Origin of the sequence: Streptomyces sp. NBC_01304 (assembly GCF_035975855.1) — a bacterium.
Lineage (GTDB): Bacteria > Actinomycetota > Actinomycetes > Streptomycetales > Streptomycetaceae > Streptomyces.
The window spans coordinates 2,140,117-2,155,821 of sequence record NZ_CP109055.1; the positions used below are offsets into that span (position 1 = coordinate 2,140,117).

At 71.7% G+C, this 15,705-nt stretch carries 15 protein-coding genes; 5 read left to right on the plus strand and 10 right to left on the minus strand.

Going from position 1 to position 15,705, the window contains the following annotated elements; genetic code table 11:
* The first annotated feature begins 128 nt into the window (after nucleotides 1–128).
* The gene (locus OG430_RS09330; RefSeq protein WP_327351966.1) at nucleotides 129–1,268 is read left to right on the plus strand and encodes an acyl-CoA dehydrogenase family protein; all 1,140 of its coding nucleotides are present in this window, start codon (nucleotides 129–131) and stop codon (nucleotides 1,266–1,268) included.
* On the opposite strand, the gene OG430_RS09335 is transcribed toward OG430_RS09330, so the two are convergent.
* On the minus strand, nucleotides 1,256–1,744 hold the full coding sequence (locus tag OG430_RS09335; RefSeq protein WP_327351967.1) for a F0F1 ATP synthase subunit B family protein: 489 nt from the start codon (nucleotides 1,742–1,744) through the stop codon (nucleotides 1,256–1,258). The two genes, OG430_RS09330 and OG430_RS09335, sit on opposite strands and share 13 nt — an antisense overlap.
* Before the next feature lie 168 nt (nucleotides 1,745–1,912).
* On the opposite strand from OG430_RS09335, the gene sph reads away from it, so the two are divergent.
* Complete coding sequence (gene sph / locus OG430_RS09340; RefSeq protein ID WP_327359015.1) at nucleotides 1,913–2,869, plus strand: sphingomyelin phosphodiesterase; 957 nt, start codon at nucleotides 1,913–1,915, stop codon at nucleotides 2,867–2,869.
* 113 nt (nucleotides 2,870–2,982) lie between these two features.
* Nucleotides 2,983–4,143, plus strand: a complete 1,161-nt coding sequence (locus OG430_RS09345; protein WP_327351968.1) for a cation diffusion facilitator family transporter — start codon at nucleotides 2,983–2,985, stop codon at nucleotides 4,141–4,143.
* A 223-nt stretch (nucleotides 4,144–4,366) separates the two neighbouring features.
* Here the strand turns inward: OG430_RS09345 and OG430_RS09350 are convergent, their stop codons facing one another.
* The 6 genes from OG430_RS09350 to OG430_RS09375 all read right to left on the minus strand — a co-directional run bounded on the left by OG430_RS09350 (nucleotide 4,367) and on the right by OG430_RS09375 (nucleotide 9,096).
* On the minus strand, nucleotides 4,367–4,633 hold the full coding sequence (locus OG430_RS09350; RefSeq protein WP_327351969.1) for a DUF4235 domain-containing protein: 267 nt from the start codon (nucleotides 4,631–4,633) through the stop codon (nucleotides 4,367–4,369).
* Nucleotides 4,634–4,636: 3 nt separating this feature from the next.
* Entirely contained in the window at nucleotides 4,637–5,032 is a 396-nt protein-coding gene (locus OG430_RS09355) for a DUF3618 domain-containing protein (protein WP_327351970.1), read from the minus strand.
* Complete coding sequence (locus OG430_RS09360; RefSeq protein WP_327351971.1) at nucleotides 5,029–5,556, minus strand: phage holin family protein; 528 nt, start codon at nucleotides 5,554–5,556, stop codon at nucleotides 5,029–5,031. The genes OG430_RS09355 and OG430_RS09360 overlap by 4 nt, the downstream gene beginning before the upstream one ends.
* Before the next feature lie 23 nt (nucleotides 5,557–5,579).
* Nucleotides 5,580–5,759 (minus strand): hypothetical protein, encoded by a 180-nt coding sequence (locus OG430_RS09365; RefSeq protein WP_327351972.1) that lies wholly within the window; start codon nucleotides 5,757–5,759, stop codon nucleotides 5,580–5,582.
* Between the two features lie 62 nt (nucleotides 5,760–5,821).
* Nucleotides 5,822–8,341 carry an FtsX-like permease family protein gene (locus tag OG430_RS09370; protein ID WP_327351973.1) on the minus strand — a complete coding sequence of 840 codons (2,520 nt, stop codon included), beginning with the start codon at nucleotides 8,339–8,341 and terminating at the stop codon, nucleotides 5,822–5,824.
* Nucleotides 8,338–9,096 (minus strand): ABC transporter ATP-binding protein, encoded by a 759-nt coding sequence (locus OG430_RS09375; protein ID WP_327351974.1) that lies wholly within the window; start codon nucleotides 9,094–9,096, stop codon nucleotides 8,338–8,340. Before OG430_RS09375 ends, OG430_RS09370 begins: the two co-directional genes overlap by 4 nt.
* Before the next feature lie 178 nt (nucleotides 9,097–9,274).
* Here OG430_RS09375 and OG430_RS09380 point away from each other — a divergent pair, with 178 nt between their 5' ends.
* Nucleotides 9,275–10,438 (plus strand): sensor histidine kinase, encoded by a 1,164-nt coding sequence (locus OG430_RS09380; protein WP_327351975.1) that lies wholly within the window; start codon nucleotides 9,275–9,277, stop codon nucleotides 10,436–10,438.
* The gene (locus OG430_RS09385; protein WP_327351976.1) at nucleotides 10,426–11,076 is read left to right on the plus strand and encodes a response regulator transcription factor; all 651 of its coding nucleotides are present in this window, start codon (nucleotides 10,426–10,428) and stop codon (nucleotides 11,074–11,076) included. The genes OG430_RS09380 and OG430_RS09385 overlap by 13 nt, the downstream gene beginning before the upstream one ends.
* A 421-nt stretch (nucleotides 11,077–11,497) precedes the next feature.
* On the opposite strand, the gene OG430_RS09390 is transcribed toward OG430_RS09385, so the two are convergent.
* The 3 genes from OG430_RS09390 to OG430_RS09400 all read right to left on the minus strand — a co-directional run bounded on the left by OG430_RS09390 (nucleotide 11,498) and on the right by OG430_RS09400 (nucleotide 15,585).
* Nucleotides 11,498–11,992 carry a macro domain-containing protein gene (locus tag OG430_RS09390; protein ID WP_327351977.1) on the minus strand — a complete coding sequence of 165 codons (495 nt, stop codon included), beginning with the start codon at nucleotides 11,990–11,992 and terminating at the stop codon, nucleotides 11,498–11,500.
* Between the two features lie 130 nt (nucleotides 11,993–12,122).
* On the minus strand, nucleotides 12,123–13,601 hold the full coding sequence (locus tag OG430_RS09395) for an amino acid permease (RefSeq protein ID WP_327351978.1): 1,479 nt from the start codon (nucleotides 13,599–13,601) through the stop codon (nucleotides 12,123–12,125).
* 151 nt (nucleotides 13,602–13,752) lie between these two features.
* Nucleotides 13,753–15,585 carry an AMP-dependent synthetase/ligase gene (locus OG430_RS09400; RefSeq protein ID WP_327351979.1) on the minus strand — a complete coding sequence of 611 codons (1,833 nt, stop codon included), beginning with the start codon at nucleotides 15,583–15,585 and terminating at the stop codon, nucleotides 13,753–13,755.
* Nucleotides 15,586–15,705 lie beyond the last annotated feature (120 nt).

Below are 15,705 nucleotides of genomic sequence, written 5' to 3' on the forward strand. Positions count from 1 at the left end.
CTCCACCGCGCTCTCTACCGTGCTCTCTGCGGCCATGGCCCCTCCCTGGTGTTCGTCACTCACTCAACCACAGCTACACAGAGACCGGCTCCATAACTTTGTAACTCAGCGCACTTCAGGAGGCGTTCATGGCCCTGACGGCCGAGCAGCAGGACTTCGTCACCGCGCTCCGTGACTTCGCGCGCCGGGAGTGCGGAACCCGTGAGCAGCGGGATGCGCTGACCGCCGAGCCGGGCGGACCGCACTCCCCCGCGCTGTACGCGAAGTTGGCGGAGCTCGGCTGGCTCGGGGTGTGTCTGCCGGCGGAGTACGGCGGGGCGGGCGGGGGCATGACCGACGCCTGCCTGTTCCTGCGGGAGACCGCGCGCGGCCTGGTGCCGTGCGGCGGTTTCGTGACGTCCGTGATCACGGCGAAGGCGTACGAAAGGTTCGGCAGCCCGGCGCAGCGCAAGGCGGCGGTGGGTGGCGCGGTCGGGGGCCAGGTGCTCGCGATCGCGATGTCGGAGCCGGAAGCGGGCTCGGACGTGGCGGCGCTGCGCTGCAAGGCCGAACTGCGCCCGGACGGCGGGTGGTTGGTGAACGGACACAAGACCTGGATATCCAACGCTCATCTCGCCGAGTACATCCTGCTCGTCGCCCGCACCGACGCCTCCGGGGACAAGCACCAGGGGCTGACCATGTTCCACGTTCCGGCGGCGACCGCGGGCATCGAGGTGCGGGGCATCGAGACGATGGGCGGGCGCGAGGTCAACGACGTCCACTTCACGGACGTACGGCTGCCCGCCGACGCGGTGGTGGGCACGGTGGGCGAGGCGTGGCCGCAGCTGATGGCGGGGCTGAACGCGGAGCGTCTCTTCCTCGCCGCGAACATGCTCGGCCGGGCCGAGCGGATCTTCGAGGACACGGTGGCGTACGTCGGTGCGCGGGTGCAGTTCGGGCGGCCGGTCGGCACGTTCCAGGCACTGCGGCACCGGCTCGCGGATCTGGCCACGGAGATCGAGTGCGCGCGGCTGCTCGTCTTCGACCTGGCGGCGCGGTGCGACGCGGAGCCGGAGCGGCTGTTCCCGCGCGAGGCGTCGATGGCCAAGCTGAAGGCCACGGAGACCGCCAAGAGGGCCGCACTTGAGGGCATGCAGATGATGGGCGGGTACGGCTACGCCACCGAGTACGACATGGAGCGGCACCTGCGGGCCACGGTGGTGTCGACGGTGTACGGCGGCACTAGCGAGATTCAGCGGGACATCATCGGCAGGAGTTACGGGTTGTAGCGTGCGTCGCCGTGGCCCGCCCCCGCGGGGATCGGCTCGCCGACTATGCGGGCCGCGAGTTCTGATGCCAACTCGGCCACATGGAGGCGCAGTTCGGCCTCGGCCGCGGCGCGGTCCGCCTCGATGCGGGCCTGGCCGGAGGCGAGGATCCGGTCGCGCTCCTGGATCCCGTCCTCACGGGCGGCGACCAGGAGGGAGGCGCCTTCCTCCAGGGCGTCCTGGCGGATGCGGGCGGCCTCATGGCGGCTTCCGGAGCGCAGCGCGGCGAGCTCCTGCTCGGCGAGGTAGATGTCGTGGTAGATGCCGCCCTCGGGAATCGTCGACAGTTCCTCACGGACCTGGAGGACGCGATTCATGCGCAGCACCATCGCCCGGATGAAGGCGAAGGCGGCACCGAAGGCGACGGCGCCGAGGGCGAGGTCCTCCACCCTCATGTTCAACGGGCCGATGGGCAGGCTTTCGGGCAGCAAGTACATGCGGATGATCTACCCCGCCGACCCCGTGATCGAACATGCATTCAGGACGCCAACTTGCCGCCACCCAAAGGCTACCCAGAAGTAACCACCGCTGCTTTGATGTGGGACGCCACCCCGTACCCCCCACTCACCGCAGGAGTCCCTGTGTCCCTTTCCGTACGCCGCCGCATGTCCGGTGCGGCTCTCGCCACCGCAGTCGCGGGGGCCACACTCGTCGCCGTCGCCCCGGCGGCGGACGCCGCGGCGACCCCCGGCCTGAAGGTGCTGACGTACAACACCTTCCTGTTCAGCAAGTCGCTCTACCCGAACTGGGGCCAGGACCACCGGGCCGCCGAGATCCCCAAGACCGCCTTCTTCAAGGGCCAGGACGTCGTCGTGCTCCAGGAGGCCTTCGACAACTCCTCGTCGGACGCCCTGAAGCGGAACGCGGCGGCGCAGTACCCGCATCAGACCCCGGTGGTCGGCCGCAGCAAGGACGGCTGGGACGCGACCGGGGGCAACTACTCCACGACGACGCCCGAGGACGGCGGGGTCACCGTGCTCAGCAAGTGGCCGATCGTGCGCAAGGAGCAGTACGTCTACCCGGACGCCTGCGGCTCCGACTGGTACTCCAACAAGGGCTTCGCCTATGTGGTGTTGGACGTGAACGGCACGCGCGTGCATGTGGTCGGCACCCATGCGCAGTCCACCGACCCGGGGTGCGACGCGGGTGAGGCGGCAGCGATGCGCAGCAAGCAGTTCAAGACGATCGACGCGTTCCTGGACGCCAAGAACATCCCCGCCTCCGAGCAGGTCCTGGTCGCCGGGGACATGAACGTCGACTCGCACAGCGCCGAGTACGCCTCCATGCTCGCCGACGGCGGCCTGGTGGGCGCGGACTCCCGGACCGGGCACCCGTACTCCTTCGACACCCAGGACAACTCGATCGCGAAGGACCGCTACCCGGACGACCCGCGCGAGGACCTGGACTACGTCCTGCACCGCGCGGGCCACGCCCGCCCGGCGGGCTGGAACAACACGGTCGTCAAGGAGCAGAGCGCGCCCTGGACCGTCTCCAGCTGGGGCAAGGACTACACGTACACCAACCTGTCCGACCACTACCCGGTGACCGCGTCCGGGCAGTAGCCGCACCCCGGCTGCCGGGCGGCCCCGAACTGGCATCTGCGAGTGCTTCGCAGCTGGTCAGGGGCCGCTTTTCGGCAGTGGCTGCAAGGGAGTTGGTGTGCCACGGTGGGTGCATGACAGGTCAGGGACACGGTCACGATCACGGTCATGCACCCCACTCCGGGCACGCTCATGGACACGGGCATGGGGACGCTCATGGACAGGGGAACGGGCACGGGAACGGGCATGAGCACGGGAACGGGCACGGAGACGGGCATGGTCACGCCCATGCGGCCTCCCGGTGGGCGAAGCTTCGGCATCGGGTCGCGCATGCCGTGACGCCGCACAGCCATGACCCCGCCGACAAGGTCGACGCGGCCCTGGAGAGCTCGGCGGCCGGGCTGCGCACGCTGTGGTTCTCGCTCGCCGTCCTCGCCGCGACCACCGTCGTCCAGGCGGTGATTGCCGCGCTGTCGGGCTCCGTGGCGCTGCTCGGCGACACGGTGCACAACGCGGCGGACGCCCTGACCGCACTGCCCCTGGCCCTCGCTTTCGTGCTGGGCCGCCGGGCCGCGACCCGGCGCTATACGTACGGCTTCGGCCGGGCCGAGGATCTGGCGGGCGTCTTCGTGGTCCTGGTGATCGCGGCCTCGGCGCTCTTCGCCGGGTACGCGGCCGTGCGCCGGCTGGTCGAGCCCCAGGACGTCAGTCACCTCCCGGCCGTCGCGGCGGCGGGCCTGGTCGGCTTCCTCGGCAACGAGTGGGTGGCGCGCGCCCGGATCCGCACGGGGCGGCGGATCGGTTCGGCCGCGCTGGTCGCCGACGGACTGCACGCCCGCACGGACGGTTTCACCTCTCTCGCCGTGCTCCTCGGGGCGGGCGGCTCGGCGCTCGGTTGGCGCCTCGCGGACCCGCTGATCGGTCTGGCGATCACGGTCGCGATCGCGCTGGTGCTGCGTACGGCGGCCCGCGAGGTCTGGCACCGGCTGATGGACGCGGTGGACCCGACCCTGGTCGACGCCGCCGAGCGGGCCCTGGCCGGGGTTTCGGGCGTACGCGGGGTGGGCGACGTCCGACTTCGGTGGCTGGGCCATGCGTTGCGGGCCGAGACCTCGATCGTGGTGGACCCGCACCTCACGGTGGTCGAGGCACACGCCCGCGCGGTGGCGGCGGAGCATGCCCTGCTGCACGCGGTGCCGAAGCTGACGGCGGCGACGGTGCACGTCGACCATGCGGCACCGGACCCGACGGTCGGGCCGGACCCGCACGGGGCGCTGGCCCACCACTTCGCATAGCGGGCCTCAGGGGTGTCGGTTCTCGTGTCGGCCCTCCCGCTGTCAGGTTCGCGTGCGGGCCCTCACGGTGTCGGGTTCGCGCGTCGGCCCTCCCGGTGTCAGGTTCGCGCGTCGGCCCTCAGGTTCGCGTGCGGGCCCTCCCGGTGTCGGGTGCTCGTAACCCCCTCGGGGGTGTCGAGGTCACGCAGCATCGTGAGGGTGCCGCGGGCCGGCGGCCTCGGGGTCAGGCCGGCCATTTCCCCGTGGTGCGCCGAAAGGCGGTGGCGCCGCCACGCTCGACCGCCGCTCTCACCACGGCGAAGGTGGCACCTTCCAGTGCGGCCGCGGGCAGCACCTCCCGCCAACTCCGCTCCTCGTCAAGGGGTTTGGGCGCCTCCCTCGTGTCGTCGACCTTGGCCCAGATCCAGCGGAAGGCCATCCCTGCGAGGGCGCCGCCGAGAACGCCCACCACCATGCCGACGGGCTTGTACATCAGCTTCGCCGGATCCATCGCTCACCCCTTGCGGGCGCGACGCCGGCGCACCACCACCACGGCGGTCGCCGCTGCCGCACCGGCCACGAGCAGGGGACCCGGGCGGGCCCGGCCTGCCGAGGCGGCCTTGGCTGCCGCCTGCCGGACCGGCTCCGGAGTGTGCTCCTGTACCGCGTGGGCCGTCCTGACCGCGGCCTCTCGCACCGGTTCCGGTGTGTGGTCCTGCACCGCGTGCGCCGTCCTGGCCGCCGCCTGCTGGACGTTGGTGGTGATCTCCGCCGTCTTCTCCTGCGCCCGGCCCTTGAGGTCGGCCTTGTCGGCCAGCTGCCCGACGGTTTCGCCGAGGCGTTCCCTGGCCTGCTCGACACGTGCCCGCGCGGCAGCCACTGTCTCGTTCTCCTTCTCTCCACCGGTCATCGTCGTGCCCTCTCCTTGATCTCCTGGATGTCGCTGCGCACACTGTCGACCGCTCGCTCCGGCGCCAGCGGCGTCGCGCGTCGGCCCTGTCGCCGGCCGAGCAGCAGCAGTACGCCGCCGCCGACGGTCAGTACTCCGGCCACCACCAACGCGGCGCCCCAGAGCGGAAGTCGCAGGGCGAGGCCCGCGACGGCGGCGCCGAGCAGAACCTGGAACAGGAAGAGGCCCACGACGCCGGCAGCGCCGTACAGCCCTCCGCTGATACCCGTCCTGCGCCCCTTCTCCCGCATCTCCGCACGGGCCAGGGCCAGTTCCTCCCGCGCCAGTTCCGAGAACTGCGCCGAGGCCAGCTTCACCAACTCCGCGGTCGAGGGGACGCCCTCGGCCGCTTCGGTCCGCTGCGCCACACCCGTCACCTCCCGATCGGGTTCGGTCCGCTGTGCCACGCCCGTCACTGCTCGATCGGGTTCGGTCCGCTGTGCCACACCCATCAGTTCTCGATCCGGTTCGGTCCGCTGTGCCACGCTCGTTCACCTCCCGATCGGTTTCAGTCCTCGCCTCGGACGATGTGCGGCTCCCTGTCACAACTGCCGCTCTCGCCCGGCGCTGCGAAGCCGGGCACGCCGGGGATGCACGTCCGCAGGCTCTTGTCCCGCACGAGCAGCCGTTCCGCCGGGCCGGGGGCGGTCCTGAGCGGGGTCGGGTCCTTGCGCGTCTGGGTCTTCATGGTCCTTCGCGTTTCCCCTCAGTGGGCTGTGCTTCGGCCCCGGGTACCCACTGCGGCCCCAGTCAGACGCCCCCTCTGCGCATCGCCCGCCGAGCGGGCAGCACACTTGCCGCCAGCGCCAGCACGAGGCACCCGCCGACCGCCCCGAGCACCGGCGCCCAGGGCACGACCAGTTCGACGGGTATCCCGAGCGTCCCGCTGAGCCCGGCCCTGATACCCAGGAGCGAGGGCAGCGCGACGAGACCGCCGAGCAGGGTGCCGAGGCCGACCACGAAGGCCGTCTCACCCGCGACCGTCCGCAGGACCTGGCGGGGCAGCGCTCCGGAGCGGCGCAGCACCTGGAAGTCACCGGCGCGGCCGGCGGTGGCCATCAGCAAGGTGTTGCCCACGGCCAGGCCCGTGTACCCGGCGGACAGGGCGACCAGGAGCAGGGTGAACACCCACACCAGTCGGTCCTCCTCCGCGTCCTCCTGCCCGGCGTACGCGGCGACGGATATCTCCTGTGCACCGACCGGGAGTTGAGACTCTGCCGGGCCCGTGCGGTGGACGACCTCGGTGAGCGCCGAAGGGTCGTGGGCCCGCACCGTCTGCCGGGCGAAGAGCGCGCCGTACGGCGCGGATCGGTCGTCCAGGACGGCCACGATCCGCAGCCGTGCGGTCCGTCCGTCCTCGAAGGTGAACTCCGCCGTGCCGCCCGGCTTCGCATCGAGCGTGGTGAGCAGGGAACGGGTCACGGCCACCGTGTCCGGGGCTTCGAGTCCGTCCAGGGCTCCGGCCGTCACCTCCACCCGGTTGTGGACGGCGCGGAAGGTGCGCGGGTCGATCCCGGCGCCCTCGAACGCCTGGTGTCCGGCACCTCCGTACACGGTGGTGGGCAGCAGCGCGGTCCCCTCGACCCGGGCGACGGCCGCGTCGGTGAGCCCCGGTGTGCCGTCGGGGACCACGGAGGCCTCGGCATGGACACTCGCCTGCCCTTCCGCGGCATAGGAGTTGGCGCTCGTCTGGGTGTTGCCGGTGATCAGGACGACGAAGGCGACGGTGGCGAGTACGGGTGCGATCGTGGCGGCGGTGCGCCGTACGGCGGTGAGCATGCCCTCGCGCACCAGGACGGCCGCGGCTCCCGAACTCCTCGACAGGGGCCAGGACACCAGGCGCACGAGCGGTGGCGCGATCGCCGGGACGAGCAGGGTCACGCCGGTGATCAGGCCGACGGCCGTGACCAGGGACAGCGTGATCATGTCGGCGGGGTCGGCGGAGGCCGAGGCCACCGCCGTGCACAGCCCGAGGCCGGTGAAGGCCAGGCCTGTGATCAGCCGGGACCGGGTCAGCGGCCGGTCGTCGACGGCCGCCTCGCGCAGTGCCTCCAGCGGAGCGATCCCGGCGGCCTTGCGGGACGCCGACCAAACTCCGGCGAGGGCCACACCGACGCCGACCGCGAAGGCTGCCGCCAACGCCCAGGGCGGCGTGCGGACTTCGAAGCCCCGTGGCAGGAAGCCGGCGTCCACGAGGAGTCCACCGAGCCATGGCGCGGCGATCGCACCGAGCAGCACACCGGTGGCCGATCCGGCCGTGCCGATCGCCAGTGCCTCGCCGTGCAGCATGCGCCGCAGTTGCCTGGGGGTGGCGCCGATGGTGCGGAGCATCCCGAACTCGCGGCGGCGCTGGGCGACGGTGAAGGCGAAGGTGGAGGCGATCACGAAGACGGTGACGAACGCGGAGAGCGCGGCCATCGCGGCGACGACCTGCCCGCCGATCCAGCGGGTCTGCTCGTCCCGCGGCGGGGCGAGGGCCTCGCGGGCCTGTCCGCCGAGAACCGTGCCCGAGTCCCCCACGAGGGACTTCGCGTCCGCCCCGACACGGGCCTGATCGGCGCCCTTGCCCGTGAGGAGGCCTATCACCCTTGTGCCGCCGGAGAGTTGGGCCGCACGGGTGTCGGTGAGGTAGTAGCCCGGTCCGTCGACCGTGCCGGACACGGTGAACTTCGCGGGCCCCTCGGCCGTGAGCAGCGTGACCGGGGCACCCGGCGCGAGGCCCAGGGACCGGTCGAGGGCGACCTCGTCCGGCTGCCGCGGGGCCTGGCCCGCCGCGAGGCGGTAGGGGGCGAGGGCGGCGCTGGACCAGCCGTGGCCGAGGCGGTCGCCCTTGGTCTGCTCACCGGCCGGCTTGCCGTCGATGAGCGCCTGGGCGTAGAAGGCGTGGTCGGGGATGGCCCTGGACACGCCGGGCAGGGCGGCGAGTTCACGCTTCAGTTCGTCGGCACGCTCGGGCGAGAACGGGTACTTCTCCAGGAACACACCGCTGCCCGCGCTGCCTTGGCCGCTCTGGACCACGAGCGGCGTACCCGCGAAGCGCTCCGGTACTCCGCTGCCGCCGGACAGCAGCACCAGCGCGCTCATGGTGAGGATGGCGACGCCCAGGCAGAGCGCGACGAACGACCCCGCGAAGGTGACGGGCCGCTCCCGGAGACTGGCGAAGCTCCGCGGGCCCACCCGGTCGAGGAACGCGGCAAGGCGCTTGCTTCCCCGGATCGGTCCTCCTCGCATTTCCCTCGGCCTTCCCGCGATCTTCCTCTGCCCGCTCATGCCTGCCCCTCCAGTACCGCCATGCGCGAGGCGATGGCCTCGGCGCCGCTGCGGCCGGTGAGTTCACCGGCGATCCGGCCGTCGGCGAGGAACACCACACGGTCCGCGTACGACGCCGCGGCCGGGTCGTGCGTGACCATGACGACGGTCTGTCCGTGCCGGTCGACCAGGCCGCGCAGCAGCCCGAGCACCGTGCGCGAGGTCTTGGTGTCGAGCGCCCCGGTCGGCTCGTCCGCGAAGAGCACGGCGGGCCGCGCGATCAGGGCGCGGGCTATCGCCACCCGCTGCTGCTGCCCGCCGGACAGCTGGCTCGGCCGGTGCCCGGCCCGGTCGGCGAGGCCCACCTCGGCCAGGGCGGCGGTGACGGCGGCCGGGTCGGGGCGGCGGCCGGCGAGGCGGCCCGGCAGGGCGACGTTCTGCTCGGCGGTCAGCGCCGAGACGAGGTTGAAGGCCTGGAAGACGAAGCCTGTGCGATCTCGGCGCAGCAGGGTGAGCGCCGTCTCGTCCAGGTCCGCGGTGTCCGTGCCCGCGAGGACGACGTGGCCCTCGGCGGGCCGGTCCAGTCCGGCCGCGCAGTGCAGCAGCGTGGACTTGCCGGAGCCTGAGGGCCCCATCACGGCGGTCATGGTGGCGGCGGCGAAGCTCAGCGACACGGCGTCCAACGCGGTCACCGTCTGCTCTCCCGCGCCGTAGCGCTGAGTGACGGCCCGCAGCTCGACGGGGTGTGTGGTGGTCACGGTCTGTGTCATCGACATGCGTCGAGTCAACCGGTGCCGCCCTCGTCGGCACACGGGCACCTGCGCTAGTCCTCGGACTACACCTAGCACTAGTGCCCGGCGCCCGGCAGCGGGCTACGGTCGAGGAATGATCTCTCGCGACGGCGACTCTCGCGATGGCACGACGACACGACGACACGACGACAAAGGGGGCCGGATGTCCTCGCGCAATGTGATGGAGGCGCTGACGCGTGAGCCGCTCGGCCTGCTCCGCACCTCCTGGACCTGGCGGTCCGCCTTCTATCTGCTGGCGGGCGGCGTGCTCGGGGTGGGCGGCTGCGTGTCCGTGGGCGGGATCGTCGCCTCGTGGCAGCGGATCGGCTTGGCGACCGCCGCGATCGCCGTCCTCGGGGTGCTCGCCTTTGTCGCAGCCGTCGCGGGCCCGGTCGAGCAGTGGCGGCTGCGCCTCGTCGACCGCGAGGCCCACCCGGTGCCCAACTGGCCGCGGGCGACGGGCTGGGGCACGGTCTCGATACTCGCGCTCGGCTGGGCGGACCTCGCGGTGGTCCTGCTCGCCGCCGGCATCCCGGGCGCGCTGATCACCGCTCCGCTGCAGCCGACGGCCGGCCCCTTCGCCTCGATAGCGGGACCCGTCGCGGGGATATTGCTGCTGCCGGTGGCCGCGTATCCCGTCGTGATCTGGGCGGGTGTGCGGTCCACCGCGGCCCGGCTCTATCTGCTGCCGCGCGACGGCGAGTTGCGCGAGGTGCGGCGCTCGCGCGCGCGTCTGGTCGATGCGTACGAGGCCGAGCGCCGGCGCATAGAGCGCGATCTGCACGACGGGGCGCAGCAGCGCCTGGTCGCGCTGAGCGTGAAGCTGGGCCTCGCCGGGCTCGACCTGCCGGCCGGCTCGCGCGCCGCGCAGGAGGTCGAGGAGGCGCACCAGATGGCCAAGGCCGCGCTGGTCGAGCTGCGCGAGCTGATCCAGGGGGTGCATCCGCACGTGCTCACCGAGCGCGGGCTGCCTGCCGCGATCCGCGATGTGGCGGGCCGCTCCCCGATACCCGTCGACCTCGAGGTCGACGTCGGCGACCGGCTCTCGCCGTCCGTCGAGGTGGCCGCGTACTACGCGGTGTGCGAGGCCCTCGCCAACGCCGCCAAGCACAGCGAGGCCGAGCGCTGCCTGGTGCGGGCCTGGCGGGAGCGCGATCTGCTGGTGGTGGAGGTGAGCGACGACGGGCGCGGCGGGGCGGTCGCCGAGGCGGGGACCGGGCTCACCGGCCTGGCCGACCGGGTGTCGGCGGTGGACGGCAGAATGCTCCTGGCCAGCCCGATCGGCGGGCCGACCCGGCTCAGAGTGGAGATTCCGTGCGGCAGTTGACCGTGGTGATCGGCGAGGACGCGGTATTGCTGCGGGCGGGACTGGTGAGCCTCCTCGAGCGCTTCGGGCACACCGTGCCCGCAGCCGTGGGAGACGGCCCCTCCCTGGTCGCGGCGGCGCAGAAGTACGAGCCGGACGTGGTGATCGCCGACGTCCGGATGCCGCCGGACTTCACCGACGAGGGCCTGCACGCGGTGCGCGAACTCCAGTCGCTGCAGCCCTCCTTGGCGGTCCTGGTGCTCAGCCAGTACGTGGAGCAGACCTTCGCCGAGGAGCTCATCGAAGGGCGGCACGGCGCGGGTACCGGCTATCTCCTGAAGGAACGCATCGGGGATGTCACGGAGTTCACGGACGCGCTGCTGCGGGTCGCCGAGGGCGGAATGGTCGTCGACCCCGAGGTCGTACGCCAGCTCCTGGCCCGTCGCCGCGACCCCCTGACCCGGCTCACCGCACGCGAACGCGAGGTCCTCGGCCTGATGGCGGAGGGCAGGTCGAACGCGGCGATCGCCCGCGCCCTGGTCATCACGGAGGCGGCAGTGGCCAAGCACATCGCGAACATCCTGCTGAAGCTGGACCTGCCGCCGGCGTCGGACGACCATCGGCGGGTGCTGGCGGTGCTGGCGTACTTGCAGGGGTGAGGTGGGGGCGGGGAGGGAGGGCGCGGGGAGGGACGGGCGCAGGGCCGGGAGGGGGCGGGGCTGGGAGGGCGCGGGCGGAGCGGGGCTGGGAGGGCGCCGGCCGGGGCCGGGCCGGGCGGAGTCGGAGGGCGCCGGGCGGAGCGGACGCCGGGCGGAGGACGCGGCGGCGGGAGCGGAGCGGGCAGCGCGGGCCAAGTGGGGTGAAAGGGGCTCCAGGAGGCCCGATTTGGGTGGATTCGCGCGCCCCATTCGCCCCACTTAGGCGGTGGCCCCGGTGCCGCGCCGCTCCCGACCGCCGCCCGGGGCACGCCGCTCCCGACTACCGCCCGGCGCTCCCCCGACCGCCCCGGGGCCAACCGCCCCCGCCCGGCCCCGGCCTCCCTCCGGCCGTCGACCCCCGGCCCCCGACCTCCAGCCCCCGTCAGTCGTGGTCGTACACCGTCACCGCCACCCCCCGGCCCGCCAACCGCGCCGCGACCAGGGGCTCTACCCGTCCCCACTTCCCGCCGGCGAGCCCGCAGCCGATGCGGGGCATGTGGACGGACGCTCCGAGCTCCAGCGCCCGGTCGCCCAGCGTCGCGAGTGCCGTGTCGATCGCCTCGTACCGGACCGGCACTCCCTTGCTGCCTGTTCGGATTCCGCGCTGGCCGATCAGGTTCGCCACCCAGAGGTAGCGGTCGACCCGGACGAGCTGGAGGGCGCCGAGGCCGAAGTCGTTCGTCGCGCGCTCCCGGTGCCAGCGGCGGTAGGCCGCCTCGGGCTCGGGCCAGCGGCGCGACAGGGCGAGGACGAAGCCCTTGCCCCAGCCCCCGAGGTCGTTGCAGACATGGGCTATCACCTTGACGCCCTTGCCGAAAGGAACGGTGGCGTCACCCCGGACGTACGTGATCTCGGCAAGATCCGTGTTCTCCGACATGACGCCACCGTAGAGGCCCCCACTGACAGTGGGCTTTTCAGTTTTCGTGCGGGCTCCGGGAAGCCGAGTTCCGTACGGGCTCCGGGAAGCCCCGAGTTCCGTACGGGCTCCGGTAAGTCCCGGGCGGGAGCTACTGCTTGATGCCCAGTTCCTGGTCCGCCCGCTCCGCCTCGTTCCGCGCGACCTTGCCGCGGACCCCGAACCAGCCGATGACCAGCGCCACGGCGATCACCGGGATCAGGAAGAGCGTGCGGCGGCCGATCTCCGGGTCCTGCCACATCAGGCCGAGGACGGTCAGCAGGAAGGCGATCGTCACGATCTCCGTGACGGGGCTGCCCGGGAGGCGGAACTTGGGCCGTTCGAGCAGACCCTGCTTGGCCCGGCGCACGAACACCAGGTGGCAGACCATGATCGTGACCCAGGTGGTGATGATGCCGAGCGACGCGACGTTCAGGACGATCTCGAAGGCCTTCTCCGGCATCAGGAAGTTGAGGCCGACACCGAGGACGCAGATGCCCGAGGTGAGCAGGATGCCGCCGTAGGGCACCTTGTTGCGGCTCATCTTCGCGGTGAAGGAGGGCGCGGAGCCCGCCATCGCCATGGAGCGCAGGATGCGGCCCGTGGAGTAGAGGCCGGAGTTGAGGGACGACATGGCGGCCGTGAGCACGACCAGGTTCATGACGTCGCCGGCCGCCGGGACGCCGACGTTCGAGAGGACCGTGACGAAGGGGCTCTCGTCGCTGGAGTACATCGAGCCGGGCATGAGGAGGGCGAGGAGGACGACCGAGCCGACGTAGAAGAGGCCTACGCGCCACATGATCGAGTTCACCGCACGCGGGACGATCTTCTGCGGCTCGGCGGTCTCGCCCGCCGCGACGCCGACCAGTTCGAGGGAGGCGTACGCGAAGACGACACCCTGCATCACGATCACCACGGGCATCAGGCCGGCCGGGAAGAGGCCGCCGTTGTCGGTGACGACGTGCAGGCCCGGCGTCTGGCCGCCGACCTCGTGCGACGTGACGAGCAGGAAGATGCCGATCAGCATGAAGGCGACCAGGGCGGCGACCTTCACGATCGAGAACCAGAACTCCATCTCGCCGAAGATCTTCACCGAGATCAGGTTCACGACGAGGACGATGGCGAGGGCTATCAGTGCGAGCACCCACTGGGGGATGTCGGTGAAGAAGCTCCAGTAGTGCGTGTACATCGCGATCGCGGTGATGTCCGCGATGCCGGTGGTCGACCAGTTGAGGAAGTACGCCCAGCCGGCGACGTACGCGCCCTTCTCGCCGAGGAACTCACGCGCGTAAGAGACGAACGAGCCGGAGGAGGGTCGGTAGACGACCAGCTCACCGAGGGCTCTGACGACGAAGAACGCGAAGATGCCGCACACCAGGTAGGCGAGGGCAAGGCCAGGTCCGGCCGAGTTGAGGCGGCCGCCCGCACCGAGGAACAGACCGGTGCCGATCGCTCCGCCGATCGCGATCATGTTGATGTGGCGGGCCTTGAGGTCCTTGCTGTAACCGGCGTCGCCCGCGTCCGCGGGCGGCTGGGGGGCGGCACCTGTGCGGGGTGCGGCCGAGGCCGTGGTGACGGCTTCCTTGCTCACGGGTCGTTCTACTCTCTGTGGACCAGGGGGTGCTCGGGCCCGTGCCACCCCTGACGCGGCACGAACCAACGGCACACCTTTACCCAGGGTTAACCCGCGGCGCGGTGGCGCAGTTCACATAGCGGAACATCTCACATGTTGATCAAGGCCTTTACGGAATATCGCTGTCCGGGTTGTACAGATCCGCAATGACGTCTTCGTACTTCTCACCAATTATCCGGCGGCGCAGCTTGAGGGAGGGCGTGAGTTCGCCGGTCTCCGGTCCCCATTCCTCGGCGAGCAGGCGGTAACGCTTGATCTGCTCGGTGCGGTTGAGGCGCGCGTTGGCCGCCTCGACGGCTCGCGCGATCTCGGCGATGACCTCGGTGTGGTCGACCAGCGAGATTCCCTCGGGCTCGATCCCGTGGGCCTTCGCCCAGACCGGTGCCATCTCCGCGTCGAGGACAAGGAGGGCCACCAGATAGGAGCGGCCGTCCCCGTGGGCCAGGGCCTGGCCGATCAGCGGGTGTTCCTTGAGGGTGTTCTCGACGAGTGCGGGCGAGACGTTCTTGCCCGTCGACGTAATGATCATTTCCTTCTTGCGGTCGGTGAGCCAGAGGAAACCGTCCGCGTCGATCCGGCCGATGTCGCCGGTCGGGAACCAGCCGCCGGTGTCGCAGGCGCTCGCCACCGTGCCGTCGGCCCGCAGATAGCCGTCGAAGACGGTCTCGCCGCGTACGAAGATCTCGCCGTCCTCGGCCGTCCGTATCTCCACGCCGTCGAGGGGCCGCCCGACCGAGCCGAGCCGGAAGGCGGCCGGGGTGTTGGTGGTGGCCACCCCGATGGTCTCGGTCAGCCCCCAGGCGTCCATGATCGCGATGCCGAACCCGGCCCAGAACCGCACCACGTCGAGCGGCATCGGCGCGGAGGCGCTCGCCGTCCACACCAGGCGCTCGAAGCCGGCCATCGCGAGCAGCGGGTCGAGGATCCCCTCCTTGGCCTGCTGGTACGCGGCTTCCAGTGGGGCCGGCGGTTCCTCGCCCTTCTCGCGGTACGCGAGGTGCGCGCGGGCAGTGTCGCCCGCGGCGGCGATGGCCTGCTGCTGCTCCGCGGGCAGCACGGCGAGCGCGGACCGTACGGAGGCGGCGAGCTTCTCCCAGACCCTCGGCACCCCGAAGAACTGGGCCGGGTGCAGCTCCCGGGCCGTCGCCGCGACCTGCGCCGGTTCGGCGCACAGGTGGACGTGCGAGGCGCGGAACACCGGCAGATAGATGCCGAGCATGCGCTCCGCGATGTGGGCGAAGGGGAGGTAGCAGATGTGCTCGACGTGGTCGGGCAGCTCGACCATCCGGTCGAGGGCGACGCCGTTGAGGACGACGTTGCGGTGAGTGATCCGTACGCCCTTGGGGTCGCCGGTGGTGCCCGAGGTGTAGACGACGGTCAGCGGGTCGGTCGGGCGGGTCTCCTGCCAGGCCTTCTCGAAGGCGTCCGCGGTGAAGCGGGCGGCCCCGGTGGAGCGCACCGACTCATACGTCGCGTGGTCGGCGGCGTCGGCCTCCTCCAGCACGATCAGCCGGGCCAGCGGAACCGATTCGTCCGCCAACAGGGGCTCCCAGCGCGCCAGTTCCCGGGCCCCCTCGAGAACGGCGAGGCGGGCGCGGCTGTGCCGGGCGATGTGGGCGACCTGCTCGGGCGCGGCCGTGCTGTACACCGTGACGGGGACGGCGCCGAGGTGGGTGAGGGCCAGGTCGGTCAGCCAGTGCTCGGCGCGGTTGCCCATCATCATCAGGACGTGCTCGCCGCGCTCCACGCCCAGTGCGGCGTACCCGGCGGCGAGGACGCCGACCTCGTGGCGGGCCTCGGCCCAGGTAAGGGTGGTCCAGGAGCCTTCGGCGTCGCGCCAGGACAGGGCCGGCAGGTCGCCGTGGTCCTGGGCATTGCGCAGGAGCAGTGCGGGCAGGGTCAGCTCGGCGGGATCTCCGGGAAGGCGCAGGATCGTGGTCAAGACCGCCTCCAGGCGTCGTCATCGACGGATGGGACCTCAATGCGCAGGCGAGATGCCCCGCCACTCTTGGGCAATTTCAGTGAGACAGCAATACTGTTGCACTGCATTGATGCACACGGC